The sequence below is a fragment of the Mesorhizobium sp. WSM4307 genome (genome assembly GCF_007003945.1).
Lineage (GTDB): Bacteria > Pseudomonadota > Alphaproteobacteria > Rhizobiales > Rhizobiaceae > Mesorhizobium.
On the sequence record NZ_VFTB01000008.1, the window covers coordinates 287245 to 313257 of the forward strand.

The 26013-nt window shown below is 64.2% G+C and carries 26 protein-coding genes and 1 pseudogene; 13 read left to right on the top strand and 14 right to left on the bottom strand.

Annotated features, from left to right (window positions below; genetic code table 11):
• Positions 1 to 209 precede the first annotated feature (209 nt).
• On the top strand, positions 210 to 2051 hold the full coding sequence (locus tag FJV83_RS21110; RefSeq protein ID WP_142884491.1) for a DUF882 domain-containing protein: 1842 nt from the start codon (positions 210 to 212) through the stop codon (positions 2049 to 2051).
• Positions 2052 to 2506: 455 nt separating this feature from the next.
• Here the strand turns inward: FJV83_RS21110 and FJV83_RS21115 are convergent, their stop codons facing one another.
• A complete protein-coding gene (locus FJV83_RS21115; RefSeq protein WP_142884490.1) occupies positions 2507 to 3400 on the bottom strand; it encodes an AraC family transcriptional regulator in 894 nt (297 codons plus the stop codon).
• 130 nt (positions 3401 to 3530) lie between these two features.
• On the opposite strand from FJV83_RS21115, the gene FJV83_RS21120 reads away from it, so the two are divergent.
• On the top strand, positions 3531 to 4280 hold the full coding sequence (locus tag FJV83_RS21120) for an SDR family NAD(P)-dependent oxidoreductase (protein ID WP_142884489.1): 750 nt from the start codon (positions 3531 to 3533) through the stop codon (positions 4278 to 4280).
• A gap of 11 nt (positions 4281 to 4291) precedes the next feature.
• Here FJV83_RS21120 and FJV83_RS21125 read toward each other — a convergent pair whose 3' ends face one another.
• A complete protein-coding gene (locus FJV83_RS21125; protein ID WP_095792734.1) occupies positions 4292 to 4930 on the bottom strand; it encodes a 2-dehydro-3-deoxy-phosphogluconate aldolase in 639 nt (212 codons plus the stop codon).
• Between the two features lie 191 nt (positions 4931 to 5121).
• Here FJV83_RS21125 and FJV83_RS21130 point away from each other — a divergent pair, with 191 nt between their 5' ends.
• From FJV83_RS21130 to FJV83_RS21140, 3 genes are all read left to right on the top strand, one after another.
• Positions 5122 to 6051: a rhodanese-related sulfurtransferase gene (locus FJV83_RS21130; protein WP_095786979.1), complete on the top strand. Its 930-nt coding sequence runs from the start codon at positions 5122 to 5124 to the stop codon at positions 6049 to 6051.
• Positions 6052 to 6167: 116 nt separating this feature from the next.
• Positions 6168 to 6908, top strand: a complete 741-nt coding sequence (locus FJV83_RS21135; protein ID WP_095786978.1) for a tellurite resistance TerB family protein — start codon at positions 6168 to 6170, stop codon at positions 6906 to 6908.
• Between the two features lie 299 nt (positions 6909 to 7207).
• The gene (locus FJV83_RS21140; protein ID WP_010911332.1) at positions 7208 to 7963 is read left to right on the top strand and encodes an SDR family oxidoreductase; all 756 of its coding nucleotides are present in this window, start codon (positions 7208 to 7210) and stop codon (positions 7961 to 7963) included.
• A 33-nt stretch (positions 7964 to 7996) separates the two neighbouring features.
• Here FJV83_RS21140 and FJV83_RS21145 read toward each other — a convergent pair whose 3' ends face one another.
• Both FJV83_RS21145 and FJV83_RS21150 read right to left on the bottom strand, forming a co-directional pair.
• Positions 7997 to 8371, bottom strand: a complete 375-nt coding sequence (locus FJV83_RS21145; protein ID WP_095786977.1) for a YciI family protein — start codon at positions 8369 to 8371, stop codon at positions 7997 to 7999.
• A gap of 152 nt (positions 8372 to 8523) precedes the next feature.
• Positions 8524 to 9708 (bottom strand): pyridoxal phosphate-dependent aminotransferase, encoded by a 1185-nt coding sequence (locus tag FJV83_RS21150; RefSeq protein ID WP_095772621.1) that lies wholly within the window; start codon positions 9706 to 9708, stop codon positions 8524 to 8526.
• Positions 9709 to 9791: 83 nt separating this feature from the next.
• Between FJV83_RS21150 and FJV83_RS21155 the strand changes: the two genes are divergently transcribed.
• From FJV83_RS21155 to denD, 4 genes are all read left to right on the top strand, one after another.
• Entirely contained in the window at positions 9792 to 10478 is a 687-nt protein-coding gene (locus FJV83_RS21155; RefSeq protein WP_142884488.1) for a GNAT family protein, read from the top strand.
• 32 nt (positions 10479 to 10510) lie between these two features.
• Entirely contained in the window at positions 10511 to 11494 is a 984-nt protein-coding gene (locus tag FJV83_RS21160) for a cation diffusion facilitator family transporter (protein WP_142884487.1), read from the top strand.
• Between the two features lie 82 nt (positions 11495 to 11576).
• A complete protein-coding gene (locus FJV83_RS21165) occupies positions 11577 to 11789 on the top strand; it encodes a hypothetical protein (RefSeq protein WP_081295203.1) in 213 nt (70 codons plus the stop codon).
• A 12-nt stretch (positions 11790 to 11801) separates the two neighbouring features.
• Positions 11802 to 12779 carry a D-erythronate dehydrogenase gene (gene denD, locus FJV83_RS21170; RefSeq protein ID WP_142884486.1) on the top strand — a complete coding sequence of 326 codons (978 nt, stop codon included), beginning with the start codon at positions 11802 to 11804 and terminating at the stop codon, positions 12777 to 12779.
• Positions 12780 to 12822: 43 nt separating this feature from the next.
• Here the strand turns inward: denD and FJV83_RS21175 are convergent, their stop codons facing one another.
• From FJV83_RS21175 to FJV83_RS21190, 4 genes are all read right to left on the bottom strand, one after another.
• Positions 12823 to 14061 carry a nickel/cobalt transporter gene (locus FJV83_RS21175; RefSeq protein ID WP_142884485.1) on the bottom strand — a complete coding sequence of 413 codons (1239 nt, stop codon included), beginning with the start codon at positions 14059 to 14061 and terminating at the stop codon, positions 12823 to 12825.
• Positions 14058 to 14726, bottom strand: coding sequence for a DUF1007 family protein (locus FJV83_RS21180; RefSeq protein ID WP_095772625.1), 669 nt, complete (start codon positions 14724 to 14726; stop codon positions 14058 to 14060). The genes FJV83_RS21175 and FJV83_RS21180 overlap by 4 nt, the downstream gene beginning before the upstream one ends.
• Positions 14727 to 14926: 200 nt before the next feature.
• Positions 14927 to 15826 (bottom strand): LysR family transcriptional regulator, encoded by a 900-nt coding sequence (locus tag FJV83_RS21185; RefSeq protein WP_095772626.1) that lies wholly within the window; start codon positions 15824 to 15826, stop codon positions 14927 to 14929.
• Between the two features lie 3 nt (positions 15827 to 15829).
• On the bottom strand, positions 15830 to 17026 hold the full coding sequence (locus FJV83_RS21190) for an amidase (protein ID WP_142884484.1): 1197 nt from the start codon (positions 17024 to 17026) through the stop codon (positions 15830 to 15832).
• A gap of 541 nt (positions 17027 to 17567) precedes the next feature.
• On the opposite strand from FJV83_RS21190, the gene odc2 reads away from it, so the two are divergent.
• A complete protein-coding gene (gene odc2, locus FJV83_RS21195) occupies positions 17568 to 18701 on the top strand; it encodes an ornithine/lysine decarboxylase (RefSeq protein WP_095772628.1) in 1134 nt (377 codons plus the stop codon).
• Between the two features lie 152 nt (positions 18702 to 18853).
• Entirely contained in the window at positions 18854 to 19423 is a 570-nt protein-coding gene (locus FJV83_RS21200) for an N-acetyltransferase (RefSeq protein ID WP_095786968.1), read from the top strand.
• 86 nt (positions 19424 to 19509) lie between these two features.
• Here the strand turns inward: FJV83_RS21200 and FJV83_RS21205 are convergent, their stop codons facing one another.
• The 4 genes from FJV83_RS21205 to FJV83_RS21220 all read right to left on the bottom strand — a co-directional run bounded on the left by FJV83_RS21205 (position 19510) and on the right by FJV83_RS21220 (position 21609).
• Entirely contained in the window at positions 19510 to 19794 is a 285-nt protein-coding gene (locus FJV83_RS21205) for an SCP2 sterol-binding domain-containing protein (RefSeq protein ID WP_019861010.1), read from the bottom strand.
• 182 nt (positions 19795 to 19976) lie between these two features.
• On the bottom strand, positions 19977 to 20513 hold the full coding sequence (locus FJV83_RS21210; RefSeq protein WP_095772630.1) for a hypothetical protein: 537 nt from the start codon (positions 20511 to 20513) through the stop codon (positions 19977 to 19979).
• A gap of 27 nt (positions 20514 to 20540) precedes the next feature.
• The gene (locus FJV83_RS21215) at positions 20541 to 20966 is read right to left on the bottom strand and encodes a hypothetical protein (protein ID WP_095786967.1); all 426 of its coding nucleotides are present in this window, start codon (positions 20964 to 20966) and stop codon (positions 20541 to 20543) included.
• Between the two features lie 13 nt (positions 20967 to 20979).
• A complete protein-coding gene (locus tag FJV83_RS21220; RefSeq protein WP_185973269.1) occupies positions 20980 to 21609 on the bottom strand; it encodes a rod-binding protein in 630 nt (209 codons plus the stop codon).
• Between the two features lie 322 nt (positions 21610 to 21931).
• Here FJV83_RS21220 and FJV83_RS21225 point away from each other — a divergent pair, with 322 nt between their 5' ends.
• Positions 21932 to 22972 (top strand): aminopeptidase, encoded by a 1041-nt coding sequence (locus FJV83_RS21225; protein WP_095786966.1) that lies wholly within the window; start codon positions 21932 to 21934, stop codon positions 22970 to 22972.
• 18 nt (positions 22973 to 22990) lie between these two features.
• On the opposite strand, the gene FJV83_RS21230 is transcribed toward FJV83_RS21225, so the two are convergent.
• Both FJV83_RS21230 and FJV83_RS21235 read right to left on the bottom strand, forming a co-directional pair.
• Positions 22991 to 23548 carry a GNAT family N-acetyltransferase gene (locus FJV83_RS21230; RefSeq protein ID WP_179301081.1) on the bottom strand — a complete coding sequence of 186 codons (558 nt, stop codon included), beginning with the start codon at positions 23546 to 23548 and terminating at the stop codon, positions 22991 to 22993.
• An 86-nt stretch (positions 23549 to 23634) separates the two neighbouring features.
• Positions 23635 to 24015: pseudogene (locus FJV83_RS21235) on the bottom strand (VOC family protein); the annotation flags it as partial.
• 258 nt (positions 24016 to 24273) lie between these two features.
• On the opposite strand from FJV83_RS21235, the gene FJV83_RS21240 reads away from it, so the two are divergent.
• The gene (locus FJV83_RS21240; protein WP_142884483.1) at positions 24274 to 26013 is read left to right on the top strand and encodes a peroxidase family protein; all 1740 of its coding nucleotides are present in this window, start codon (positions 24274 to 24276) and stop codon (positions 26011 to 26013) included.

Consider the following 26013-nt stretch of genomic DNA (forward strand, 5'->3'; position numbering starts at 1 on the left):
TACCAAGAAACCTTGTGAACGATTTTTGACGGGATATCGCCATGGTGTTACCGCATTTCGGCTTCAATAAGCGATGATTAACCATTAGGATCGATATTCGGATGTGAAAACGACACATCCGTTTGGGCAAATCCGGGGACAAACGGCAGCCTGCAAGGCCTTTTGATTTGAACAGAATCGAACGACTCACAAACGGGCGTCATGATCATTTGAGCGTCTGGCCGAGATGGCTGGCAGCGGTGATTGTCGCTTTTGGTTTTGTTGCCGCGGCGGCCACCGGCGCCAGCGCCGAAACACGTTCGCTGAAGCTCTATCACCTGCACACGCACGAAAAGGCCGAGATCGTCTACAAGCGCAACGGCCGCTACGTTCCCGAGGGCCTGCGCAAGATCAACATCATCCTGCGCGACTGGCGCCGCAATGAGCCGACCAAGATGGATCCGCGCTTGCTGGACCTGGTCTGGGAGGCCTATCGCGAAAGCGGCGCCACCGACTATATCCAGGTCGTGTGCGGCTACCGTTCGCCGGCGACCAACTCGATGCTGCGCAGCCGCAGCCGCGGTGTCGCCGAGAAGAGCCAGCATATGCTCGGCAAGGCGATGGATTTCTACATTCCCGGCGTGCCGCTTAAGAAGCTGCGCAACATAGGCCTGAAGATGCAGGGCGGTGGCGTCGGCTTCTATCCGACCTCCGGTTCGCCGTTCGTTCATATGGATGTCGGCAATGTGCGCCACTGGCCCGGCATCAGCCGCCAGGAACTGGTCAGCCTGTTCCCCAACGGCAAGACGCTGCATGTGCCGAGCGACGGCCGGCCGCTGCCTGGCTATGAGCAGGCGATGGCCGCCTACAAGGCACGCAAGGGTGCTGGTACGCCCAATGTCGAGCTTGCGAGCGCAGGCGGCAGCGGCAAGAAATCCGGCGGCTTCCTTTCCGCTTTCTTCGGCGGTGGCGGCGACGACGAAGCCGACGACAGCGCGGATGTCGAGACCGCTTCGGCCGCTCCCGCGCCCAAGCCCAGAAGCCTGAAGCCGGCGGCGACCGCCAAGAGCGGCAACCTGCCGGGCATCGCCATCGTGGCGCCCGAGAATGCGCAGCGCGCCAACGTTCCGCAGATTGCCGACGAACAGGCACCGGACCCGGAAAAGGATACGCCGGAGACGATCATCGCCGCCTTGCCGGCCAAGGAGATTCCGCTGCCCGATTTCGCGCCGAGGCCAAAGGCCGATGTCGGGGCGCAGCCCGAGAACGTTCCGTTCGCCATGGCGGACGCGACGACGACCACCGAACAGGCCGTGGCGACCGCGCAGGCGCCGGCGAACATGCCGTTCGGCAAGGCTGACCCCGCGGCGCTCGCTGCGGCTGCCGCCGCCGATCCGGCGCAGGTTGCCGTCAACAACATCCCCGTGCCGACATGGCGGCCCGAACGCACGCTGCCGGCGGATCTCGCGCCGCCGCCCAGCAAGGATGTGCTGATGGCGCTGGCGGATACGGCCGAACAGGAGAAGACCGCGACTGATGCGTTCTCGGTGCTGCCCTCGGCACGGCCCGAGCCGGCCAAGCCGGACGCCGTCAAGGCCGTGCTCGACGAGGCCAACGCCCAGGTCGGCAATGCCGACCAATATCAGGTTGCGTCGCTCTCCGAAGAGCCGCGCTCGGCCTTCAACGATCCGTCTTACGTCGATGTCGCATCGCCGCGCCAGGCCGTTGCCGCCCGTCCGGCCGGTTCCGATCCGGCCGCAGCGATCGGCGCCGGCGTGAAGACAACCCGCAAAGAAGCCAGGGCCACCGCCCGCGACCAGAAGCCGGGCCCCAGGGCCATGGTGGTCGCCGCGGCGCCCCAGGCCGCCCGCTGGGCGCTGACCAGCGGCGACAACGTCGCCACCGTTTCGAGCGCGACGACGGCGCCGGGCTACGCCTACAATATCGTGCATACGCCGCCGAGCGAGGTCTATACGGCTGGCTTCCAGACCGACGCCCAGGCGCCGGACCCCAGCCGCTTCACCGGCAATGCCGTCAAGTTCCTGTCGGTCGCCCGCTTCCAGACGAAGTAGCGGCTGGCCAGATACAGCAAAAGCCGCGCTGGGCAATCAGCGCGGCTTTTTGCTTTCAGGATACGGCGGATGCGATGTCGCGATGCTGGGGATCACACATCGCTGAACTTCTCGTGAAGCCGGAAATGCACCCTCATTTCCGGGTTGGCGTGGGTGCGTTCCAACCTGCGGATATTCATGAAGAAGGTTCTACTGGCGTCAGTTCTGGCATTGGTTGCAGCATCTGCCGCGATCGCTCCATCGCAAGCCGAAACCGTGATCATCAAGAATGGCAAGCATCACTGCAGGACCAGGCTGGTCACGCATTGGGTGCACCATCACAGGGTGACCGAGAAGGTTAGGGTCTGCCACTGATCCGGAACAGATAGGATCCGGGAGAATTGGCCCGGTCGGCGGGAGTCGGCCGGGCCTTTTTCGTGCCAGCTGATGCAGCGCGTACGTCCTGATTGCGAGCCTTAGTCGATTTCCAGCGTGGCTGCCTCGCCCCTGGCCAGAAGCCGTGCGGCGTCACGCGCCGGCGGCAATCCGAAATGGCGCGCATATTCCCGGCTGAACTGGGATGTGCTTTCATAGCCGACGGCAAAGGCGACACGCGCGGCGCTGCCTGGCTCCGCGATCAGCAGATGACGCGCCTCCAGCAGCCGGACCTGCTTCTGGTACTGGATCGGGCTCATGGCGGTTGCCGCCTTGAAGTGGCGGTGAAACGAAGCGTTGCTCATATGTGCGAGCGCCGCCAGCTCCGTCACATCGATAGGCTCGTTGTAGTGCGATCGTATCCAGGCGGTGGCGCGGCGGATCTGCGACAGGCGGCCGTCAGCGCGCGCGAGCTGGCGCAGCTTCGCGCCTTGCGGGCCCTGCAGCAGGCGGAACGCGATCTCGCGTTCGAGCATGGGCGCGAGCACCGGAATTTCGGCCGGACGGTCGAGCAGCCGCAGCATGCGGCGCCAGGCATCGAGCAGTTCGTCATCCACCCGGTTGGTCACGAAGTTGTCGCCGTCGACCGCCGGCTTGTGGTCGATAAGCAGGCTGGCGATCAATCCGACATCGAGGGCGAAGGCGATGGCCATGTAAGGAAAGGCGCTGCTCGCCTCGATCAGCTGGCTGGTGGCGGGAGTCTCCACCGCATAGACGAAATAGCTGCCGGCGCCGTAGCGGAGCGTGCGGTCGCCGATCAGCACTGTCTTGGCGCCTTGCAGAACGAACAGCGCCGTCGGCTGACAAAGCTCGGGCAGCGGTGCGGTTGGAACCTCGCTGCGGCCGATCGTGACCCGCGGGATGGCCGTCCTTGTGCGCCGCCCATGCGCATGGCGGCCGGCGATCGCGATCAGTTCCTGCAAGGCGTCTTCCATGTCTTCAGCATTGCCGATCCACGCAGGCCGCGCAACCAGTTGAGAGGATCAGGCAAGAGGACGCGAGTATCCGGCGCGCCAAATCGCTCGACGCACGTCATGTCTGGGGTTCAAAGAAGGAGATGTGGACATGACGACGAAAACGAATGCGCTGATCACCGGAGCCAACAAGGGCATCGGCCTCGAAACCGCTCGTCGGCTGGCAGCCATGGGGTGCAAGGTCTGGCTCGGCGCCCGCGATGCCGAGCGCGGGGAGGCCGCGGCAAGGGCGTTGCGCAATGAAGGGCTCGACGTCGGATGGCTCGCTCTCGACGTCGCCAGCGACGACAGCGTGGCGGCGGCGGCCAGAACGTTGACGGCGCGGGTCTCCAGCCTCGACGTGCTGGTCAACAATGCCGGCATTGCCCCAGGTTATGTTGACGCGCTCGGACCTGACGGCCGCTACGAACGGCCGCCAAGCCGAGAGAACGTTGAGGATATGAAGGCCGCCTTTGACGTCAACGTCTTCGGACCGGTTCGCGTCACCCAGACCTTCCTGCCGCTGCTCCTGGCAGCGCCCGCCGCCCGTATCGTCATGGTCAGCAGCTATCTCGGCTCGATCGCGCGCGCCGCCGGCAACAGCCCGTCGCCCAATGTCATGGGCTATGGCAGCTCGAAGACAGCGCTCAATGCCGTCACCGTGGCCTTCGCCCGGGAGCTGTCGCCGCGCGGCATCATGATCAACGCCGCCGCTCCCGGCTACACCGCGACGGACCTCAATGCGCACAGAGGCGGCCGTACGGTGCAGCAGGCCGCCGGGGTCATCGTGCAGCTGGCGACGCTGGAGGCCGGCGGACCGACCGGCGGCTATTTCGACGAGAACGGTCCGTTGCCCTGGTGAGCCGGGACCGACTATTTCCTGAGCTGGCTGGCAGCGCGTGCGAGCGCTTCGATCTCGTCCCACTTGCCGGCCTTGACCATGTCGTCGGGCGCGACCCAGGAGCCGCCGACACAGATGACGTTGGGCAGGCTGAGGTAGTCGGCGGCGTTCTTGCCGGTGATGCCGCCGGTCGGGCAGAATTTGACATCGGCCAGAGGCGAGGCGAAAGCCTTCAGCGAGGCGATGCCGCCGGACTGTTCGGCTGGGAAGAATTTCAGGAAGCGCAGGCCCGCCTCGCGCGCGGCCATGATCTCGCCGGGCGTGATGGCACCGGGCAGCAGCGGAACCTCGCTGTCGGCGGCGGCTGCCAGAAGCTCGCGCGTGATGCCAGGGCTGACGATGAAGCGGGAGCCGGCGCTGGCGGCCTCGTCGAACTGCCTGCTGTCCAGAATGGTGCCGGCGCCGACAATGGCTTCCTCGACTTCGGCCGCCACCCGTCGGATCGCTTCCAGCGCATCGGCGGTCCGCAGTGTGATCTCGATCGCCGGCAGGCCGCCGCGTGCCAGGGCTCGGGCCAACGGCACCGCATTGGCGACATCATTGATCTTCAGCACCGGGATGACCGGCTGGCCGTCGAGGAGCGACAGGAGTTTTTCGGTCTTGCTGGGCATCTGTCTCTCCATTGCCATGGGGTGATTTCAACCGATTAGCAGACGGGTGTTTGCCTGTCCACGAAACCGGTCGCGTCGCGATGTCACGCGCCACCGGACAGCTTACCGGCTCTTTCCCGACAGGGCCATGACAGGCGCCGAAGCCGGTTTCGCCTTGAATCGGCTTTTACGAGCGTCTAGTTGCTCTGGCAATGACACTGTCCGCTCCATCCCAGCCTGTCCGCGTCGCCGCGCTCTACCGGTTTGCCCGGCTCGACGCCTTCGAGAGGCTGCGCGCGCCGCTCGCGGCCTTCTGCTGCGGACGCGGCATCAAGGGCACGCTGCTTCTGGCGCATGAGGGCATCAACGGCACCGTCGCCGGCAGCGAAGCAGCGATCGCCGAGCTCATCGACCATATCGAGGCCATCGACGGGCTGGCAGGGCTCGAGATCAAATACAGCGCAGCCACGGACATGCCTTTCCATCGCATGAAGGTGCGGCTGAAGCGCGAGATCGTCACCATGGGCGTCGAGGACATCGACCCGGCGACCAGCGCCGGAACCTATGTCGCGCCCGCCGACTGGAACGCGCTGATTTCCGAGCCCGACACGATCGTGATCGACACGCGCAATGCCTACGAGGTTTCTATCGGCACCTTCCAGGGCGCGGTCGATCCGGCCACCGCGAGCTTTCGCGAATTCCCGGCCTGGGTGGAAGCGCACCGGGCGGAACTCGAGGGCCGCAAGGTGGCGATGTTCTGCACCGGCGGCATTCGCTGCGAAAAAGCGACCGCCTACGTGAAATCGCTCGGCTTCGAGGATGTGTTCCATCTCAAGGGCGGCATCCTCAAATACCTCGAGGAGGTTCCGGCCGAGCAGAGCCTGTGGCAAGGCGAGTGCTTCGTCTTCGACGAGCGGGTTTCGGTGTCGCACGGTCTCGCCGAGGGTGACGCAGAACTCTGCCGTGCCTGCCGCCATCCGCTGACGGCAAGTGAGTTGGCATCGCCCAGATATGCCGCAGGCATTTCTTGCCCGCATTGCTTCGACGCTCGTACCGACGAGGACCGTCAGCGCTACGCCGAGCGCCAGCGGCAGGTCGAGCTTGCGCAGGCGCGGGGCAAGGGGCCGCATATCGGGTCCTGATCCGGGAGAGCGAGCCCGGCAAGCGGCGGCCTGTCATTGCAATGTCAGGTTTCGGGACCTACGTCTTCGGCGTTCGAAACCTGCCCGTTCGGCCGGGCACATGCTGGAGGCACTGAATGTTCGATCCCAAGAAGCTTCTCGACGATCTGCTCGGTTCGCAAATTCCCGGCACCAGCGGCACCGTCCGCGACAAGGCGGGCCAGGCCGTGCAGATGGCCAAGGACAACCCGCTGGCAGCGGGTGCGCTGGCCGCCGTGCTGCTTGGAACAGGGGCCGGCCGCGAGGTGACAGGTGCGGCGGTGAAGCTCGGCGGCCTGGCTGCGATCGGCGGCCTCGCCTACAAGGCCTACCAGAACTACAAGGCCGGCAACGCGCCGGAGCAGGCGCCCGCCGCCGGCGAACCGGAATTGCTGCCGCCACCCAAGGACACCGCCTTCCATCCGTCACAGGCGCCGCAGGGCGAGGATGAATTCACGCTGACCCTGGTGCGGGCGATGATCTCGGCGGCCAAGGCCGACGGTCATGTCGACGACGAGGAGCGCAAGAAGATCGCCGGCAAGCTCAGTCTTTCGGGGATCGGCTCCGATGCCGAGAAATTCCTGATGGCGGAGCTGGAAAGCCCGCTCGACCTCGACGCGCTGGTGGCGCAGGCCAAGACTGACGCGCAGAAGCTCGAACTCTACACGGCATCGCGTCTCACCATCGATCCCGACACGCGCGCCGAGCGCGGCTATCTCGACCTGCTCGCCGGTCGGCTCGGCCTGCCGGACGCGCTGGTCGACCATGTCGAGGCGACGGTTTCGGCAGTCAAGGTTCCCGCAACAACGGCCGGGACTTCGCCCAATCCACGCTGGTAGGGTCAGATCGGGACAGGCCGTCTTTCCGGCGTTAACCTTTCGTTAACTCAGGAAGCGCATGATTCTACACAGTCGGATCGGCTTTTCCTCCTCCCAAGCCCGGTTCAGATCAGGGCGGTCGCCAATGACCGCCCTTTTTGTCGGCCCACGCCGGGGCCTGCTCCGCAAAACGAGCGGCATTTTTCAAGGCATGTTCGTGCGGTCCGCTTGCCATCGCTGCCGTCATTTGCGATGCCTTCTGCTGAGCCAAATCCTGAAAATCAGTCGGGCACGCTCGGCGCTGCCGGAGGACATCAGCCATGACCGAAGAAAGAACCGCCATCGTTACCGGCGCCGGCACGGGCATCGGCAAGAGCGTCGCCACGGCGCTGCTCAAGGCCGGCTGGAACACGGTGTTCTGTGGCCGCCGCAAGGCGGTGCTGGATGCCGCGATCGTCGAGGCCGGCCGGACCGAGGCCAAGGCACTGGCGGTCGCCTGCGACATCAGCAAGGCCGGCGAGGTCGACGATCTGTTCGAGACGGTGGCGGAAGCCTTTGGCCGCGTCGACCTGCTCTTCAACAATGCCGGCATGGGTTACAAGTCGACGCCGATCGACGAGATCCCGGTCGAAGTGTGGAACGATATTGTCGGCGTCAATCTCACCGGTTCGTTCCTGTGCGCCCGCGCCGCCTTCGGTGCTATGCGCAAGCAGCGGCCGATGGGCGGGCGCATCATCAACAATGGTTCGGTGTCGGCCTATGCGCCGCGCCCGGGCTCGGTGCCCTATACGGCGACCAAGCATGCCATCACCGGGCTGACCAAGACGCTGGCGCTCGACGGCCGTCCCTACGACATCGCCTGCGGCCAGATCGACATCGGCAATGCGCTGACCGACATGGCGCAGCCGATGACCGTCGGCGTGCCGCAGGCCAATGGCTCGATCGCCGCTGAAGCGGTGATGGATGTCCAGCACGTCGCCGATGCCGTCGTCCACATGGCCAGCCTGCCGCTCGAGGCGAACGTGCTGTTCATGACCGTGATGGCAACCAAGATGCCGTTCGTCGGGCGTGGGTGAGCAGCGGACGCTGGCAGGGCCTCCGCCGCCGACTCATTTGCCCGCCAGCGGTGCGCCGGGCTTGAAAAGCAGAATGGGCCTGATCTCGTAAACGGCGGTCGGATTGACACGGCGAAGGTCGCGGGCGATCGCGATGGCCTCGTCCCGCGTGGCGCAGTCGACGACATAGAGGCCAAGCAATTGTTCCTTGGTCTCGGCGAAAGGGCCGTCGATGACCACGCCGTCGCCTTGGCCGCGCAGGGTGAAGGCATCCTGCGTCGCCCCCAGACGCGCCGACGGTCCAAGTGTGCCTTCCTCACGAAGCCTTGCGTTGATCTTCAGCAGCTCGGCCATCAGTGCCGCATCTTCCTGCGGCGTCAGCGCCTTGATCGCATCTTCCACGTGATAGGCAAGGATTGCATAGAACATCCGAGGAACCTCACTCCGATCCTGATCGTTGGACGGTAACCGTTCCCGACATGCACGCACAGTCTTGGCCGCGAGTCTGCCGACGGATCATGACACCGACATGCCGGCCGACCGCAAACCGCCCGGGAAAGGGCTCCGGCCTTCCTCGAAGCTTACTTGGCCAGGAACGCCCCGATCCTTTCCAGCGCGCGCAAGATGTTTTCCTCGGAGTTGGCGTAGGAGAGCCTGACATAGCCTTCGCCGAGAATGCCGAAATCGGGCCCGCCGATCAGCGCCACGCCGGCGTCGTCGAGCAGCGCGGAGGCGAGCTTCTTTGCCTTCCAGCCGGTCTTCGAGACATTGGGGAAGGCGTAGAACGCGCCCTTTGGCGTGATACAGGAAATGTTGGGCAAGGCGTTCAGCCCCTCGACCACGACCTTCCGGCGGCGGTCGAAGGCGCGCATCATTTTGTCGACGTCATCCTGCGGGCCGTCGATGGCCGCGATGCCGGCGAACTGGCTCGGCGCGTTGACGCAGGACCAGCAATTGACCGCCAGCTTGCGCACCTTGTCGTAGAGATGGGCGCCCTTGTCGCCATTCGGCCAGATCGACCAGCCCATGCGCCAGCCGGTCATTGCCCAGGTCTTGGACCAGCCATTGAGCACGATCAGCCGGTCGCGGATCTCGGGGAAGCCGAGCAGCGAGCAATGCGTCTCGCCGTCATAGGTCATGACGTCGTAGATCTCGTCTGAGAGGATGGCGACATCGGGGTGCTTCTCCAGCCCCTTGACCAGCTTCTCGATCTCGGCGCGCGGCGTGACGCCGCCGGTCGGGTTGGCCGGCGAGTTGAGGATCAAGAGCCTCGTCTTGGAGGTGATCAGTGCCAGCGTTTCCTCGGCCGAAAAGGCAAAGCCGTTTTCCTCGCGCATCGGCACGGGAACGGGTGCGGCACCGGTGAATTCGATCATCGAGCGGTAGATGGGAAAGCCGGGGTCGGGATAGAGGATCTCGACGCCGGGTTCGCCGAACATCAGGATGGCGGCGAACATGGTCGGCTTGCCGCCGGGCAGGATCATCACCGTCTCGGGCGAGACCTCGACGCCGGTGGTGGTCAGCGTGCGCCGCACCACCGCCTCGCGCGTCGCCAGAAGCCCGTTGGCGGGCGTGTAGCCGTGGTGGCCGTCGCGCAGCGCCTTGATCGCGGCCTCGACGATGTGCTGCGGCGTCTTGAAGTCGGGCTGGCCGATGCCGAGATTGACGATGTCGCGGCCCTGTTGGGCCAATGCGGTCGCCCGCGCCAGCACCGCGAAGGCATTTTCCTCGCCGAGACGGTCGAAGGCCGAAATCGTGTGGAGCATTTTTCCCGTCCGTGTGGTTCTTACTGTGGGGTTGCGTTTTTGTGAGCTTCGGCCCGCAAAAGTCAAACGGATTGGAGTCTTCGGTGTCGGAAAATCTCAAAGATTGGCAACCGCGTCCGCGACCCGAGCGCAAGGCGATCGACGGCCGCTATGTCAGGCTCGAACCGCTGAGCGCCGCAAAGCACGGTGACGGGCTCTATGAGGCATCTTCCGTGTCCGATGTCGACGGCCGCTTCGCCTGGCTGCCCGACTATCCGCCGGAAACCCGCCCCGCCTTCCAACCCTGGCTGGACAAGGTCGAGGCGAGCGAAGACCCGCTGTTCTTCGCCGTCATCGACAAGGCCAGCGGCAAGGTCGCGGGCCGCCAGACATTGATGCGCATCGATCCGGCTTACGGCGTCATCGAGATCGGCAACATCTATTGGGGGCCGCTGATCTCGCGCAAGCCGGGCGCGACGGAAGCGCAGTTCCTGTTCATGAAATACATCTTCGACGAACTCGGCTACCGCCGCTACGAATGGAAGTGCAACAATCGCAACGAGCCGTCGAAGCGGGCGGCGGAACGGTTCGGCTTCAAGTTCGAAGGCATTTTCCGCCAGCATCTCATCGTCAAGGGTGAAAACCGCGATACCGCATGGTATTCGATTATCGACAAGGAATGGCCGGCCCTGCGCCAAGCCTATGTAGCGTGGCTCGACCCGGCCAATTTCGACGGCGACGGCCAGCAGAAGCGACGGCTCGAGGATTGTCGCGCGGAATTCGGCGCTTAAGACCGGCTTGGGGCGCATGACAGGAGCTGCCATTGGCGCATTCCCACGACCATAGCGGCCATGATCGCGGCGCCGCCGTCCATGTGCATGGCACGACCGACAAGAAGCGCGTGCTGATCGCGGCCTGCCTGACGGCGGGCTTCATGGTGGCGGAAGCCCTTGGCGGCTTGCTCACCGGTTCGCTGGCGCTGCTGGCCGATGCCGGGCACATGCTTGCCGACGCCATCGCGCTCGGCCTTGCCTGGTATGCGTTCCATCTGGCAAGCCGCCCGGCGACCGTCCGCCTCACCTATGGCTTCGGCCGGGTCAAGACGCTGGTCGCCTACACCAACGGCATCGCCATCTTCGTCATCGCGCTGTGGATCGTCTACGAGGCCTGGAGGCGCCTCCTCACACCGGCGCCGGTGCTGGGCGGACCGATGCTGGTGGTGGCGATCCTCGGCCTGCTGGTCAATATCGGTTCCTTCCTGGTGCTGCACGGCGGCGACCGCGAAAGCCTCAACATGCGCGGCGCCATCCTGCACGTGCTGGGCGACCTGCTCGGTTCGGCGGCGGCAATCGTGGCGGCGCTGGTTATCCTGGCGACCGGCTGGACGCCGATCGACCCGATCCTGTCCGTGCTGGTCTCGCTGCTGATCCTGTCGACCGCCTGGTCGCTGATGCGCGCCGCCGCCCACGTGCTGCTCGAAGGCGTGCCGCCAACCCTCGACCGCGATCTTATCGCAAGGGACCTGGAAACCACGATCCAGGGCGTGCGCGAAGTACACCATATGCATGTCTGGTCGATCGATGGATCGAGCAACATGGCGACGCTGCACGCCTGCCTCGATGAGGGCGTCGATGCGCACAAGGCGGTCAGCGCCGTCAAGAAGCGGCTTGCCAGCGAGCACGGCATCAGCCATGCCACCGTGGAACCGGAATTCGGCCAATGCGCCGACGAGGCCGACGACCACGATCATGAGCATGAGCATGAGCATGAGCATGATGCGACCGCGCATCACAGCCACCATCACTAGGTCCGGTCGGTAACCGGCCCTGCCTCAGGAGTTCCACAGCTTTGAAAGCCAGTCCTACGAATGCTTGCTGTCCCGGTGCGGCATGATGGATCGCGACACCAGGAATGCCGCCATCGCCGCGCTGTGGATCATGCTCCTTTTCGGTATCGCGGCGTTCTACCTGCCGACCGTGATGCTGGCACTGGGCAGCCTTTCGACCGTGCTCGCCGGCATATTCGGCATTGTCTTCGTGCTGGCGTTTTTTCTCGTGTTCTGGCTGCGCGCGCGCAGCCAGCGCAAAAATCAGGGCAAGTAAGGGAATTTTGACATGCGCATTCTGATCACCGGCGCCGCGGGCATGGTCGGCCGCAAGCTCATCGCCCGGCTGGCCAAGGACGGTACGCTGCGCGGCAAGACGATCACCGCGCTCGATCTGCACGACATCGTGCCGCCCCAGGCCCCAGCCATGGAGGGCGTCAGCATCGGCACCCACACCGGCGACCTGGCGGAGGCGGGCGCCGCCGAAAGCCTGGTCGCGTCGCGTCCCGATGTCGTCTTCCATCTCGCCGGCATCGTGTCGGGCGAGGCGGAAGCGAATTTCGAACTTGGCTACCGCGTCAATCTCGACGGCACGCGGGCGCTGTTCGATGCCATCCGACTGGCGGATTTTGCGCCGCGCGTGGTCTTCACCTCGTCGATCGCCGTCTTCGGCGCACCGTTCCCGGATGTCATTCCCGATGACTTCCATCCGACGCCGCTGACCTCCTACGGCACGCAGAAGCACATGAGCGAGGCATTGCTCGCCGACTATACCAGGCGCGGCTTCTTCGACGGCATCGGCATCCGCCTGCCCACCATCTGCGTGCGGCCCGGCAAGCCGAACAAGGCGGCCTCCGGCTTCTTCTCCGGCATCATCCGCGAGCCCTTGAGCGGGCAAGAGGCGATCCTGCCGGTGCCGCGCTCGGTCGTGCACACCCATGCCAGCCCGCGCTCGGCGGTGAATTTCCTGATCCATGCGGCCGAGATCGACGGCGCCACTGTGGGGCCGCGCCGCAACCTGACGATGCCGGGCGTCGCCGTCAGCGTCGGCGAGCAGATCGAGGCGCTGGAGCGCATCGCCGGGCCGAAGACGGCAGGCCTGATCCGCGAGGTGCCGGACGAGACGATCTGGGCGATCGTCAAGGGCTGGCCGACCCGCTTCGAGGCGAAACGGTCACGGGAGCTCGGCTTCAGCGCCGAGAAGAGTTTTGACGAGATCATCCGCGCCCATATCGAGGATGAGTTGGGCGGCAAGATTCCTGGTTAGGAGTTTGCCGGCCCCGTCCCATTTTCAATGGGATAGGACAGACCTAGACGCTGCCCGTCAGGCTCGCCGACAACAGCAGCAATCCGAACAGGAAGACGAAGGCGGCGCCACCGATCTCGACGATCGAATGGATGCGGTTGCCCATGCGGCCGTCACCGGCGAAATACACAGCCCAGTTCTTGGCGGTCACGGCAAGCGTCGCCAGCGCCGAGACGGTGATGGCGGTTCCGATCGACATCGCCAGCACCGACAGCAGGCCGCCGAGCCAGAGCCCGTTGAGCAGCGCGAAGCTCAACACGATCAGCGCGCCGGAGCAGGGGCGGATGCCGACGGCGGCCACCGCCGTCCAGGCCGTGCGCCAGTCGAACCGATCACCCGACAGCAGCGCCGGATCGGGTGCATGCGAGTGGCCGCAGGTTTCGCAGACCTCGCCCGCGGCGTGATCGTGATGCGCATGGTCATGATGCGCGTGATCGTGCGCGCCATGGTCGTGATGGTGGTCATGCGCGGCGTGGTCGTGATGGTCGTGCGAATGGTCATGGTCGTGGTCGCCTTGCCCATGCGGCGCGCGCGAATGGGCATGCGCCGAATGGCTGTGCGCGGCATGCGAATGGCCGGCGTGGGAATGACCCGCATGAGAATGCCCAGCGTGCGCGTGACCCGCATGCGAATGGCCGGCGTGCGCCGCCGACAGGCTGTAGGCGGGCGCTCTGCCAAACAGGCGCAGGACGGACGGCCCAAGTTTGCGCCACAGCAGCCAGGCGCCGAACAGGGTGACGAAGACAAAGCTCATGATCTCCATGAACCAGGCCGCGTCGGTCATCGAGATCGCGGTGCCGCGCAGGACGAAATAGGCGACCGCCATCACGGCGACCGCCGTCAGGCCCTGCAGCAGCGCCGAGACGAAGGACAACAGGATGCCGCGCCGCAGCGCCACTTCATTGGCCACCATGTAGGACGAGATCACCGCCTTGCCGTGGCCGGGGCCGGCGGCATGGAAAATGCCATAGGCGAAGGACAGGCCGATGAGCACCCAGAGCTTGCTGTTGTCCTGGCGCATCGCCTTCATGGCCGTTGCCAGCGCGCGGTAGAATTCCTGTTGCCGCAGGTTGATCCACATCAGGATGTGGGCGAACGGACCGGTGGTGGGCGCCATGCCGTCATTGACGCCGATGCCGAGCGAGGACTGGGCATGCGCCGCGTTGGCGAAATGCATCGCGGCAAAGGTGAGGGCCAACAGGCCGAATGCCAAACGCAGGGACGGTTTCGTCACTGGCTTCATCCTTCTGGCTGACAGGTCAGTTCGAGCTTGGTGGCGAAGATCTTGCTCATGTCGGTGCCTGTCGGATCGTTGAAGAAGGCGTCCGTCAGGGTCTTCTGATTTTCCTTGATCGCTTCGTCCGGATCCGGCCGCACGACCTTGCTGGTGCAGTTCGGCGGCAGGCCTTCGACCGTGATGTTGGAATCCTCGGTGAAGTCGATCGCCGTGTAGAAGGTCGGGTCGTAGACGCCGATATCGATCTTGCCGGTCAGCTTGATCGGCGCCTTCGGCTCGGACTCGAACAGGATGATCAACTGGTCGTTGTCGAAATTGGCCATCAGGTGCGGCGGTGGCGTCATTGCCACGTCCTTGCCGTCCTGCGTGACGAGCTGGAAATAGTTGAATTCGGCGAGCGAGGCATGAACGGTGTCGGCGACCTCCTTCAGCTCCTTGTCGTCAAGCTTCAGGTCGGAGTTCTTGTCGAACTCCATCATCACGGTACTCGAAAACAGGTCGTCGAAGCGCCAGAGATGACGCAGCGCTTTCACACTTTGGTGATCCGGGGACAGGATGACGTCCAGGCGTGCCTCGGCGAAGACGTGCGGATGCACGTAAGCCGGCTCCGTCGCGGCAAAGGTCGCCGCCAGGGCCGAACCCAGTATGATTGCGTGCCGTTTGAGCTGCATTCCCGGTCGCGATTCCCTTGGCCTTGGAGAGGAACCGAAGGTTACCAGAAAGGGGGCGAAAGTGGGACCGCCGGTGCGTGTCACCCAAAAGTGCGTGGCGGTTTTGGGATTTATGACACGCACAAACCCAAAGCGTGTCAGCCAAAAGTGCGTGGCGGCTTTGGAACTACGACACGCACGCAACAGAAGCCCTGGACAGGTCAAGCGACCTCACGCGTCTTGAACCACTGCACCAGGAAGTCGACGAAAACACGGACCTTGGCCGGCAGATAGCGGCGGTGCGGGTAGACGGCGAAGATGCCGCCGCCGGACAGGATGCGGTCGTCGAGCACCGTCACCAGCCGGCCGCTGGCAAGATCGGGTCCGGCGATGAAATCCGGCAGGACGCAAAATCCGAGTCCCGACACGGCGGCGGCGCGCGCCGCCATCGGGCTGTTGACCTCGATCGGACCTGACACGGCGACGCTCAGCTGATCGTTGTTGTCGCCCTTGAACGGCCAGTTGTTCAGCCCGCGGCCATTGGTGTCGACGATGCAGGGCATGTGGCCGAGATCCTGCGGCCGCGTCGGCATGCCATGCTTGGCGATCAGTTCGGGAGAAGCGCAGAGTTTTATCGAAAACGGCGCCAGGCGTCTCGCGATCAGCGACGAATTCTCCAGGCGTGAGATGCGCACGGCGAGATCGAAACCTTCCTCGACGAGGTCGACGAAGCGGTCGTCGAGCTGAATGTCGAGCACGATGTCGGGGTGCTGCTTGGCGAAGTCGATCAGCGATTGGCCGATCGGCGCGTCGGCAAAGGTGCGCGGTGCCGACACCTTGATCCTGCCGCGCACGTCGCCGGAAGATTCGCGCACGGCGTCCGCCAGGCTGTCGACCTCGCGCACGATCTCCGAGGCGCGCCGGTAATAGGTATGGCCGGCCTCGGTCATCGAGAACTGGCGCGTCGTGCGGTTCAGCAGCAGCGCGCCGAGTTCGTCTTCCAGCTCGCGCACATATTTCGACAGCAGCGCCTTGGAGCGGCCGATCTTGCGCGCCGCCGCCGAAAAGCCCTCGGCCTCGACGACGTCGATGAAGGCGCGCATGCGGGTCAGTGTGTCCATGGTTCAGGCCTTTTGTGCTGCGTCGAGAAGTTTTCGGCCGAGCCGTATCAGGGCAATGTCGCTGCCGGAAGGGCCAAGCAGCGAAAGGCCGAACGGTGCGCCGGCGACCGAGCCGATGGGCAAGGTGATCTGTGGAAAGCCGGAAAGCCCGGCGAGGCACAGAAGATGCAGGGCGCGCTCGCGATAGGCCTGGAACTGCTCCGGCGTCGAGTCGACATAGGGCGCCGGACCCGGCACGGTCGGCAGCACAAGGACGCCGTGCTTGCCGAGCAGGGCGCTGAGTTCACCGCGGAAGGTCAGCCGGCGCACTTTTTCGGCCTGCGCCGTGCGGTCATCGACGGCGCGGCCGAAGCCGAAACGCTCCTCGACGCCGGGACCAAGGTCACGTTCGCCGCTGGTGATCCATTCGCCATGCACCCCCCACGCTTCCCTGGCCTGCAGCCGACGAAAGCACCAGTAGAGTTCATCGGGGGAAGAGCTCAAGCGCGTGGTCGAGGTCGCCGGCGTACCGAAAACCGCACCCGCCAGCGCCTTCATCCTGGCATATTCGGCAAGGGCGGGGCGAGCGACCATCTCGTCCAGCCAGGTGAGCGATATCGGGCGGTCCAGCGAATGCTGGTGCGGGTCGCGGCCAAGCAGTAGCTTGCCGACGGTCTCGTAGGTCTCGATGTCGTCGGCGAACCAGCCGAACGTGTCGAAGCTCGGCGCCAGCTTCATGGTGCCATCGAGCGCGATGCGGCCATGCGTGGTGCGCAACCCGATCAGGCCGCAAAAACTCGCCGGCGCGCGGATCGAGCCGCCGGTGTCGGAGCCGGTGGCGATGTCGGCCAGCCCGCCAGCCACAGCCGCTGCCGATCCGGACGACGAGCCGCCGGTGACGCGGTCGGGCGCCGCCGGGTTCACCGGAAAGGGAAAATGCGCGTTCTGGCCGAACAGCGCGAAAGCCAGTTCGTCGGTCTGCGTCTTGCCGACGAAGCGCGCGCCAGCATCCAGAATCATCTGCACGGCCGGCGCCGTGCTCGAGGCGGCATTGCTTTCGGCGAATTTCCTGGAATTGCCGCAGCCGGTACGGTAGCCGGCGACGTCGTAGATGTCCTTGACAGCCAGCCGCAGGCCGGCGAGCGGGCCGAGGTTGGCATGGGCCACCGGTATCTGGCGAAGATCAAGGAAGGCGTTGTAGGGGCCGTGCGTGCCTGTCATCGTTCGATATCCGGATACGGTTGAACCTACATTGTTCGATGCCGGAAATTTTACAACCTGCGATACGATTTTTATTGATTGTGAAATCCTTCGCCCCTATATCGCGCTTGCCCAAAGTCGCACGTGCCTGTGGGTGTCCGCCGATCCTCGAATGGTGAGGGAAATCGGTAAGGTAACTGGAGCCAACCCCTCCAGTCGGTTTAGCGGCCAACCGCCAGACCGAGGACACCTTGAAGCAACGACGGTGCGGGCCTTTCTGGTTCTCTGCCGGTTGTCCAAAGACCGGGGTTACTGAAGAGGCACACCTTCATTGCCTGCAGTGCGGAACGGGGTTCTCCCAATCCAAGCCAAGGCAGACAAAGCGGACCGAAGCCGGGCAAGGCCGAGGTTCATCGCCGCGAGACGGCGTTTCATGGTTCCGGGGTCTCCACCGGCTGGTTCCATGGATTTTCCGTCCCGCCTTTGTCCACCGCGTGTTCGCGAGGCCGACAGCCCGCGTCCGCACCCTTGTGCGCGCCGAAAGGCGTGTTTGGAGAACCCGATGGCTACCCAGCGCATCCTCGATTTCCTCGCCACCCGACGTCCGTCCGGCCCTTGCCTCGTCGTCGACCTCGATGTCGTGCGTGACAATTTCCGCGCCTTCGAGAAGGCGTTGCCCGATTCCAAGATCTACTATGCGGTGAAAGCAAACCCGGCGCCGGAAATCCTGCGCCTCCTTGCTGCGATGGGCTCGTCCTTCGACACCGCTTCCGTTGCCGAAGTCGAGATGGCGATGGACGCGGGTGCGCCCGCGGACCGCATCTCCTTCGGCAACACCATCAAGAAGGAGCGTGACATCGCACGCGCCTACCAGCTCGGCATCCGGCTGTTCGCGGTCGACTGCGTCGAGGAGGTCGAGAAGATCGCTCGTGTTGCTTCCGGCGCGCGCGTGTTCTGCCGCGTGCTGACCGACGGCGAAGGCGCCGAATGGCCGCTGTCGCGCAAGTTCGGCTGCGTGCCCGCCATGGCCGTCGACGTGCTGCGCCATGCCAAGGCGCTCGGCCTCGACGCCTATGGCGTGTCGTTCCACGTCGGCTCGCAGCAGACCGACCTGACCGCCTGGGACCGTGCGCTGGCCGACGCCAAGAAGGTGTTCGCGACGCTGGCCGAGGAAGGCATCGTCTTGAAGATGGTCAACATGGGCGGCGGTTTCCCGACGCGCTATTTGCGTGACGTGCCGGCGGCCCAGGCCTATGGCCAGGCGATCTTCTCGGCGCTGCGCAAGCATTTCGGCAATGCCATTCCCGAAACCATCATCGAGCCGGGCCGTGGCATGGTCGGCAATGCCGGCGTCATCAAGTCGGAAGTCGTGCTGATCTCGAAGAAGGCCGACAATGACAATGTGCGCTGGGTGTTCCTCGACATCGGCAAGTTCGGCGGTCTGGCCGAGACGATGGACGAGGCGATCCGCTATCCCCTCGTCACCCGCCATGACGGCTCGGAGACCGCGCCTTGCGTGCTCGCCGGCCCGACCTGCGATTCGGCCGACGTGATGTACGAGAAGACGCCGTATCCACTGCCCCTGTCGCTGACGATCGGCGACGAGGTGCTGATCGAAGGCACCGGTGCCTACACGACCACCTACTCGGCGGTCGCCTTCAACGGCTTCGAGCCTCTCCGATCCTACGTGATCTGACGGTTCTTTATTTGGCGCATTTTCGGACGGCGAACCGGATACCACTTCGCCTGAAAATGCGCTGAGAGCCGATCAGATCATCCCAGGTGGGCGCTTGCCGCCCGCCCGGGCTCGCTTGTGGAACAGATCTCCGCTTGCCAGGGATTGCGGAAATGGAAATGTCAGTTGAAATCGTAGCTCATGCGCCGGCCTTCTCCATGGTCGCCGAAACCGTCGCCGACGTAGCGGCACGCGAAGCCTTGCTCGATCGTGCCATGGGGCCGATGCGGCGGAAAAAATCGTCGGAGAAGCTGCGGCGTGGCCGCCGGCCCTCGGAAGGCCTGGCTTTCGTCGCGCGCGACGCGTCGGGCGGCGTCGCCGGCACGGTGCGGCTGTGGGATGTCAGGTTGGGCGAGGGCGGCCCGCCGGCATTGCTGCTTGGCCCGCTCGCCGTCGATCCGTCACTCAAGAATGCCGGCATCGGCTCGGCGCTGATGCGCCACGCCGTGGCCGAGGCGGCGCGTCTCGGTCACGCGGCGATCCTGCTGGTCGGCGATGCGCCCTATTACGGACGCTTCGGTTTCTCGGCCGACAAGACGGGCCGGCTGGCGATGCCAGGCCCCTATGAGCGGCATCGCCTGCTGGCGCTGGAACTGGTGGACGGTGCGCTCGACGGCGTGCACGGCACGCTGAAGGCCTGCGGCCGCAAGCTGAAGGCCCAGGCGCCGACACTGGCCGCCTGAGGCATCGACCACGCTATTCCTCAAACAAACGCCGCCTGAAAGGGCGGCGTTTTTCATTCATCGACCCATCGGGTGATCGTGCGTGTTCAGCCAATCAACTGGCTGAGCGCCATGGCCACCGTCATGTCGCCTTCGACTTTGATCTTGCCGGTCATGAACGCCATGGTCGGGTTCAGGTCGCCGGCGATCAGTGAATCGAGATCATCGAGCGAGAGCTTGATGGTGCAGTCGGTGGGGGCATCGGTGTTCGAGACGGTTGCGCCGTCGATGACGATGACGCCGTCGCCGCCGGTGTCGAACTTCACGGAACGATCAAACCCGCTGCTGGCCACGCGCGACTTGATCTTCTCGGCAATCTCCTGAACGCTCACGCTGTTCTCCCTGTCTGGTTGCACCTGTCGCGCAGGGCATTTCGGTCTGGCCGAAGTCCATGCGGCATCTCTGGCGATCACGGTCGCTGCCGCATATAGCTTCTGGTTGACGTTTACGTCAACGCAAATCCTGGAGGCTGGTTCCTATCGCCGCACCAGGTAGCCTGTCGGGGCACCGGTGGTCAGTGGGCTGGCGGCGCGTCCGCTTCGGCCGGCTTGACGGTCCCGGCAGCCGCGGTGTCGGAATCCTGCCGACGGCGTAGCCAGTTGTCGCGGATCTCGTCCTTGCTCAGGAAATTGACCTGATCGATCAGAACCTCATGCACCAGGTTCGCGCCGACGCGGGCATTGACGGTGTCGCGAATGGCGGCGCGAAAGGCATCGAGGTCGATCGTCGCCTTCTTGGTGAAGTCGATCTGGGGATTGGCGTAGAGGTAGCTGTAGACCTGGTCGGTAATGAGCGCTTCGGCCGGAATCGACAGTTTCTTTATCTGCTCCGGTTCGACGGTATAGACGAGCTTCGCCAGGAAATAGCCGCCGATCTTGGAATCGCGGATCAGCGGCACCGAAATGACGTCGGTCTTGACGTAGTCCAGCCCGCCCAGCATCGGCTTGGGTTTCTCGCCGACACCGCGTTCACCGGCTGCCTGGAACGAATAGAAGACGGCGCCGAGCGTGGCGGCGCAGACCCAGACCGCGATGGCGATGATCTTGATCATTCAGAGCCCGAGCCCGAGATCATCGCGCTAACCTTTCATCCGGCCGAACTCGCCGGCGGAGTAGGTGCCGTCGGTTTCGGCGCGCTGGATGGCGCTGCGCAGCAGGCCGGCGACCTCATTGACGGCGCTCAGATGCGCCAGGATCGCCGCCTCGTTCTTCGCCAGTTTCTGGCGCAGCCGGGTCAGGCCCTCGCGGTGCTGTTCGAGGAACTCAGCTTCGCTGCCGCCCTTCATGGCGCGGGTCAGCTCGTAGAGATAGCGGCTCTTGCGGGCGTTCGACGCCTTGAGATCATAGCCGGTATCGCTGCGGATGCCGGCGGTCTCTTCCTCGACCACCTCCTCGATGCGGCCGATGATGGCGGCAAGGTTTCCGGGCCGCGCGAACGGGATCGGAGCCTCCGACGCGGTCGTGCGCGCCGGCAGGTTGGCAGTGAATTCGGAAGAATCGGCCATGGTGTTTCCCAGTCTAGATCTTGATGTCTGTTTTTATGGTTGTCTCGTCGCCGGTCATCGACCTGGCGGCCTTGCGCTGCAATTCCTGGACGAGCGAGCTGGACAGACGGGTCTGCTGATCGATCTCGGTCTTTTCCGGTCCGTTTGAAACCGGGCCGATCGGCACCCTGCGCTTGCCGTCCATATAGTGGTCGGCAAGCAGCGACTTGGCGATGCCGATGCCGCCGCGCTCGGCCATCACGTCGGCGACGCGCTCGGCGAGCTGCGACTTCCACATGTCGCCGGCCAGACCCGTGCCATAGACGCCCTCCGTGTCCTTGGGCAGCATGTTCTGAATGAAGGTCTGCAAGACCATCGCCTCGAACTTCTTGAATTTCCTGGCCGGATCGGCTGTCGCCGCCGCCTTGTCAGCCGTGGCGCGCGACAGAATCGAGCCGGCGTCGACCGACGCCGCGGTATCCAGCGAACCGGAGGTGTCGACCGAAAAGGCACCGGCCGCGCCACCCGCGCGCCTGGTCAGCGCGGCACGGGCAGCCTCGATATCCATCGGATCGGCAGCTCGGGCGACATCCATAACGATGTCGCTGGGTGGAGAAATCGCCAAGAAAGTCCGCCTTTTACCGGTTTTCCTTGGCCAGACCATGCCTCAACAAGCTTGTGGCAGGCTTGCGCGAGGGGAGGGCGCGGAATGTGGGGTGGAGACGAGGTGTCGGCTTCGGGCCGGAAGCGGGCATCCGCCGCCGTTCTCGAATGACCGCGGCAGCCCGCAAGCTGACGACAGCCAGGGGGACACGGCACGCCGTAGGCGAATGGCCGCATCGCCAATCCTGCCAACGTCGAAAGTCCGGCCCGCTGCCCCTGTACATCTTGACGGGAATTGGTGCGCCTGTTTGAGAACGGGATCGAGACATTTGCTGCATGGGAGATGGGCAAGCGGTGGGCAAACAGTGAAGCGCGTTCTTCGAATGCTTGCCGCTGTGATTGTGGCGTCCGGCCTGGCCGGGTGCACCAGCATTTCCTACTACGCGCAGTCGGTGGAGGGCCACGTGCAGATCATGGCCGCGCGGAAAAATGTCGGAAGGCTCATCCGTGATCCCTCGACGCCCGAGGCATTGCGCGCCAAATTGACGTCGGCCAGCGCCATACGCCGCTTTGCCACGGAAGAACTGGCGCTGCCCGACAACAGCAGCTATCGCAGCTATGTCGACATCGGCCGGGCCGATGTGACCCTTGCCGTTTTTGCCGCGCCCCGATTCTCGCTTACGCCGATAACATGGTGCTTTCCGGTCTTCGGCTGCGTTCCGTACCGGGGTTACTTTTCCCGGAAATCAGCGGCTGAAAGCGCCGCCGAACTGCAGCGGCAAGGACTGGACGTTTATGTGTCAGGCGTCACCGCCTACTCCACGCTGGGCTGGTTCAGCGACCCGCTGCTCAGCACCATGCTGCGTCAGGACGACACCTATATCGCCAGCCTTGTCTTTCATGAGCTGGCGCATCAGAAAATCTATGTGAACAACGACTCCGCGTTCAACGAGGCTTTCGCGGTCTCCGTCGAAACCAGCGGTGTGAGGAGATGGCTCCGAGCTGCCGGCGATCGCGCCGGGTTGCGCCGCTACGAAACGAACCGCAAGCGCCAGGCGGATTTTCTCGGACTGATCGCGAAAACGCGGGATGAGTTGCGGCAGGTCTATGGAAGTCCCCGCGCCCCTGAGCAGATGGCGGCTGCCAAGGCAGCCACGATCGACAGGCTGCGGATGCGCTACCGACAGATGCGCGACAAAAGCTGGGCCGGATACCGGGGATACGATGCCTGGTTCGATGCCCCGATCAACAATGCAAAGCTCGCCGCGACTGCCGTCTACGGTGAACAGGTTCCGGCGTTCCTTCATCTGTTCGATTTGTGTTCCGGCGACTATCCAAGGTTCTACGCTGCTGTCCGCCGGATCGCGGATTTGCACGAACCCTCCCGTGCCGAAGCGCTTAAGGCCGCGAATACCTGCAATTGAATCGAGCAAGCACGGGACCTAGCGGTCGCTCGTCGACAGTGGCGATCCGATATCCGCGTCGAGTGCGAAACGCTCGCAGCGCTCGCCATCGGACTCATCGATGAAGCTCTCGATATGCCTGAAGCCGAGCTTCGCCAATATCCGCAGCGACGCGAAATTGCGCGCCGCCGCCTCGGCCGTCACCTGTTCAAGCGCCAGGGTTTCAAAGGCGTAGCGCAGGACTTCGCGCACCGCCTCGCTACCCAGCCCGTGCCCCCAATGCGCGCGTGCCAGCACAAATCCCAATGCGGCTGCCTTGGCATCGGTTGCGCCGAAGGTCAGGGTTATCGTCCCGATCGCGTCCGATACTCCCGTCTGGTCCATCGACCACTGGATCGCCTTGCCGTCGGCGAACCGCTGACGCGAGCGGGCCAACCATCGCTCGCCCGCGCTTATGTCGCCGGGAATGGGATCACCGGCGAGGGAGGCGGATTCGACATCCGTCGCGCGCGCAAACCATGCCGGGACATCCCTTTCGCTGGGCGCCCGAAGCACGAGCCTTGGTGTCATGAGTTTGGGAAATCGGACTGCTTCCATGGGGGCATTTTCGACCCGAGGCGGCGCCAATGCAACGGCGCGGGCAGGCCGCGACCGGCATGGTGGCGAAAGCGTCCCGTTCCTTGTGGGACTTCGCAGAGTTCCAGCGGCAATCCATCCGGGTCGCTGAAGAAGGTAAACCGTTGATCTGTATATGGGTCGATGCGGATTGGCTCAACGGCGACGCCGGCGGCTTCCAGGCGCATGATTACGGGATCGAGATTGGCCACGGCAAATGCCAGATGCCTCAGGCCCGTCGCCTCTGGATAGGACGGCCTCGTCACTGGGGCGGGGAAGGAGAACAATTCCAGCTGGACGGACCCGATCCGCAGATCGGCCTTCCATGACTGTCGCTCCTCCCGATAGACCTCCCGGATCAGATCGAGGCCGAGGAGTTCGACGTAGAACCGTCGCGACCGGTCGTAGTCGGTGCAGATGAGCGCGACGTGGTGAATGGCGTTCAGCATGTCGTGAACTCTAGCGAAGCTTGGATTCGAGGCCAAGGTCACCAGCGGGCACGAAGCACTTTGTTTATGTCGCCGTTCAAAGATACAGTACGGCAGCTTCCAGGCTTGGCGGGGATCGGCGGACGGCGACCATGCGGCGCATTGCTGACCGGCAGATTTTGGGCCGTCAACTTTCCTCGCGCGCCGCGAAATTAGTAGCATTTCACGCTGGTTTCACGACACGTATGGAATACGGTCCAAGGGACGGGGAGAACCGGAATGAACGCTCATCGCGGCACGACTACCGCCGGGCTGGCCGTGTCGGGCGGTGTTCAAGGCATCGCCGGCGCTGTCGATCCGCGTCAGGTGCAGTTTCGCAACTTCGGCAATGCTGCCGGCGCGGACGAAGCCAAGCTCTATCATGGCCTGGAGACACCTTGGGCCACTCAGTGCCTGTTTGCCAAGCTGCTGCGCAGGATGAGTGTGGCATCCGCCGGAGGTGGCAACAAAACCAACGAGCGGATTCCGGCAGGATACACCTATCTTGCCCAGTTCGCCGCGCACGACATTATCCGCAATTCCTCGCTCAGTCCCTTGTTGGCGGCCCACGAGGCAGAGCGCCGCAACGAACGCGAGGAGGCACTCCTGCTCGACGTGCTTTACGGCGGAGGACCGTTCTCGAACCCTGGCATGTATGTCGTGGCCAAGCCTGGTGAAGTCGTCAGGTCGCTCATGCGTACCGGGCCGATGGCACCGCCGTCACCGAACGCCATGGCGATTCCCGCGGGCGCCTGTCCCTTTGCCATACGCGACTTGCCACGCTTTCAACAGGCCGATCTGAGCGATGGAGTCGAAAGGGGTCGGACGGATGTCCTGGTCGCAGACCAGCGTAGCGACGACAACGCCAACATTGCGCAAATGACGGCGCTTTTCCTGCACCTGCACAATGCCGTGGCCGGTGCACTGAGCAGCAGCGGAATACCCAAAAAGGACGTCGAACTGCCGGCAGGCGCGTATCTTTTCGACCGGACACGCCGCGTCACGACGGCGATTTACCGGAATGTGCTGCAAAATGATTTGCTGCCGCGCCTCATCGCCAAGCCGATATGGGACCTCTACAACGCGAACGGGTTCAGACCACTGGTCGACATGCCGCAAGGCATCCCGATTGAGTTTTCCCACGCGGCATACCGCTTGGGCCATTCCATGGTCAGGCTTTCCTATGTCTTCAATGACCAGCATCCGGAAGGCGAAGGGCTGGAGAACGTGTTGCTCAACCGCTCCTCGTCACGCCCGCATAGATTCCCGGTCTCCGAACACTGGATCGCCGATTGGTCGCATTTCTTCCAGATCGCCGGCTCGACGCCGCAGTTCAGTCGGCGGATCGGACCAACGGTCAACGACGTGCTGCTGAGTGCCTACAGCATGCCGATCCTGTGCGTCGGCCCCGATTCAAAGCCACTTGACCCCGCCACAGCGGGGCTGTTGAGCGAAGCAGACAGCGCTGCACTACCCGATCCGAATGCGTCGGGACTTTTGTTCAGCGATTTGGTCCGAGGAACCATTGGTGGCCTGCTAAGGCTCGATGCCTTGATCGAACAATTGCCTCAGGCCGCTCTCGCGACCGCGCCGTTACTCGGCGATGCCGGGAAACGGCACCAGGCTATTCGATCCTGGCTTCAAGGATCGACCGTTGCCTTCACCGCGGCCGAGGCGACTGAGCTGGCAGAAAATCCGCCTTTGCTGTTCTGGCTGTTGTTGGAGGCCGCGATCGAACAGGACGGGCTGTGTTTCGGTACCATCGGATCGGTGATTGTAGGGGATGTCTTCATGGCAAGGCTCGCGGCCTCGCGCGCCATGATCGAAGACGACCCAATTACGCAGGACCTCGTCGCCAGACTGTTCCCCACCGGCATCCCGCGAACAATGGCCGACCTGATCCTTTTCGTCGCCAGCGCGCTCAATCTGGGCGACGCCTGGCCCCGGTTTATCACCCCGCCTACAACTCCTGGAGCTTGA

What these genes read in the sequence shown, in the direction of transcription:
- FJV83_RS21240 (WP_142884483.1), top strand. Translation starts at nt 24,274, where the DNA reads ATGAACGCTCATCGCGGCACGACTACCGCCGGGCTGGCCGTGTCGGGC.
- FJV83_RS21135 (WP_095786978.1), top strand. Translation starts at nt 6,168, where the DNA reads ATGTTCGATCCCAAGAAGCTTCTCGACGATCTGCTCGGTTCGCAAATT.
- FJV83_RS21150 (WP_095772621.1), bottom strand. Translation starts at nt 9,708, where the DNA reads ATGCTCCACACGATTTCGGCCTTCGACCGTCTCGGCGAGGAAAATGCC.
- FJV83_RS21185 (WP_095772626.1), bottom strand. Translation starts at nt 15,826, where the DNA reads ATGGACACACTGACCCGCATGCGCGCCTTCATCGACGTCGTCGAGGCC.
- FJV83_RS21230 (WP_179301081.1), bottom strand. Translation starts at nt 23,548, where the DNA reads ATGGAAGCAGTCCGATTTCCCAAACTCATGACACCAAGGCTCGTGCTT.
- FJV83_RS21115 (WP_142884490.1), bottom strand. Translation starts at nt 3,400, where the DNA reads ATGGAAGACGCCTTGCAGGAACTGATCGCGATCGCCGGCCGCCATGCG.
- FJV83_RS21210 (WP_095772630.1), bottom strand. Translation starts at nt 20,513, where the DNA reads ATGATCAAGATCATCGCCATCGCGGTCTGGGTCTGCGCCGCCACGCTC.
- odc2 (WP_095772628.1), top strand. Translation starts at nt 17,568, where the DNA reads ATGGCTACCCAGCGCATCCTCGATTTCCTCGCCACCCGACGTCCGTCC.
- FJV83_RS21175 (WP_142884485.1), bottom strand. Translation starts at nt 14,061, where the DNA reads ATGAAGCCAGTGACGAAACCGTCCCTGCGTTTGGCATTCGGCCTGTTG.
- FJV83_RS21200 (WP_095786968.1), top strand. Translation starts at nt 18,854, where the DNA reads ATGGAAATGTCAGTTGAAATCGTAGCTCATGCGCCGGCCTTCTCCATG.
- FJV83_RS21190 (WP_142884484.1), bottom strand. Translation starts at nt 17,026, where the DNA reads ATGACAGGCACGCACGGCCCCTACAACGCCTTCCTTGATCTTCGCCAG.
- FJV83_RS21215 (WP_095786967.1), bottom strand. Translation starts at nt 20,966, where the DNA reads ATGGCCGATTCTTCCGAATTCACTGCCAACCTGCCGGCGCGCACGACC.
- FJV83_RS21125 (WP_095792734.1), bottom strand. Translation starts at nt 4,930, where the DNA reads ATGCCCAGCAAGACCGAAAAACTCCTGTCGCTCCTCGACGGCCAGCCG.
- FJV83_RS21225 (WP_095786966.1), top strand. Translation starts at nt 21,932, where the DNA reads ATGCTTGCCGCTGTGATTGTGGCGTCCGGCCTGGCCGGGTGCACCAGC.
- FJV83_RS21140 (WP_010911332.1), top strand. Translation starts at nt 7,208, where the DNA reads ATGACCGAAGAAAGAACCGCCATCGTTACCGGCGCCGGCACGGGCATC.
- FJV83_RS21165 (WP_081295203.1), top strand. Translation starts at nt 11,577, where the DNA reads ATGATGGATCGCGACACCAGGAATGCCGCCATCGCCGCGCTGTGGATC.
- FJV83_RS21180 (WP_095772625.1), bottom strand. Translation starts at nt 14,726, where the DNA reads ATGCAGCTCAAACGGCACGCAATCATACTGGGTTCGGCCCTGGCGGCG.
- FJV83_RS21220 (WP_185973269.1), bottom strand. Translation starts at nt 21,609, where the DNA reads ATGGTCTGGCCAAGGAAAACCGGTAAAAGGCGGACTTTCTTGGCGATT.
- FJV83_RS21145 (WP_095786977.1), bottom strand. Translation starts at nt 8,371, where the DNA reads ATGTTCTATGCAATCCTTGCCTATCACGTGGAAGATGCGATCAAGGCG.
- FJV83_RS21130 (WP_095786979.1), top strand. Translation starts at nt 5,122, where the DNA reads ATGACACTGTCCGCTCCATCCCAGCCTGTCCGCGTCGCCGCGCTCTAC.
- FJV83_RS21120 (WP_142884489.1), top strand. Translation starts at nt 3,531, where the DNA reads ATGACGACGAAAACGAATGCGCTGATCACCGGAGCCAACAAGGGCATC.
- denD (WP_142884486.1), top strand. Translation starts at nt 11,802, where the DNA reads ATGCGCATTCTGATCACCGGCGCCGCGGGCATGGTCGGCCGCAAGCTC.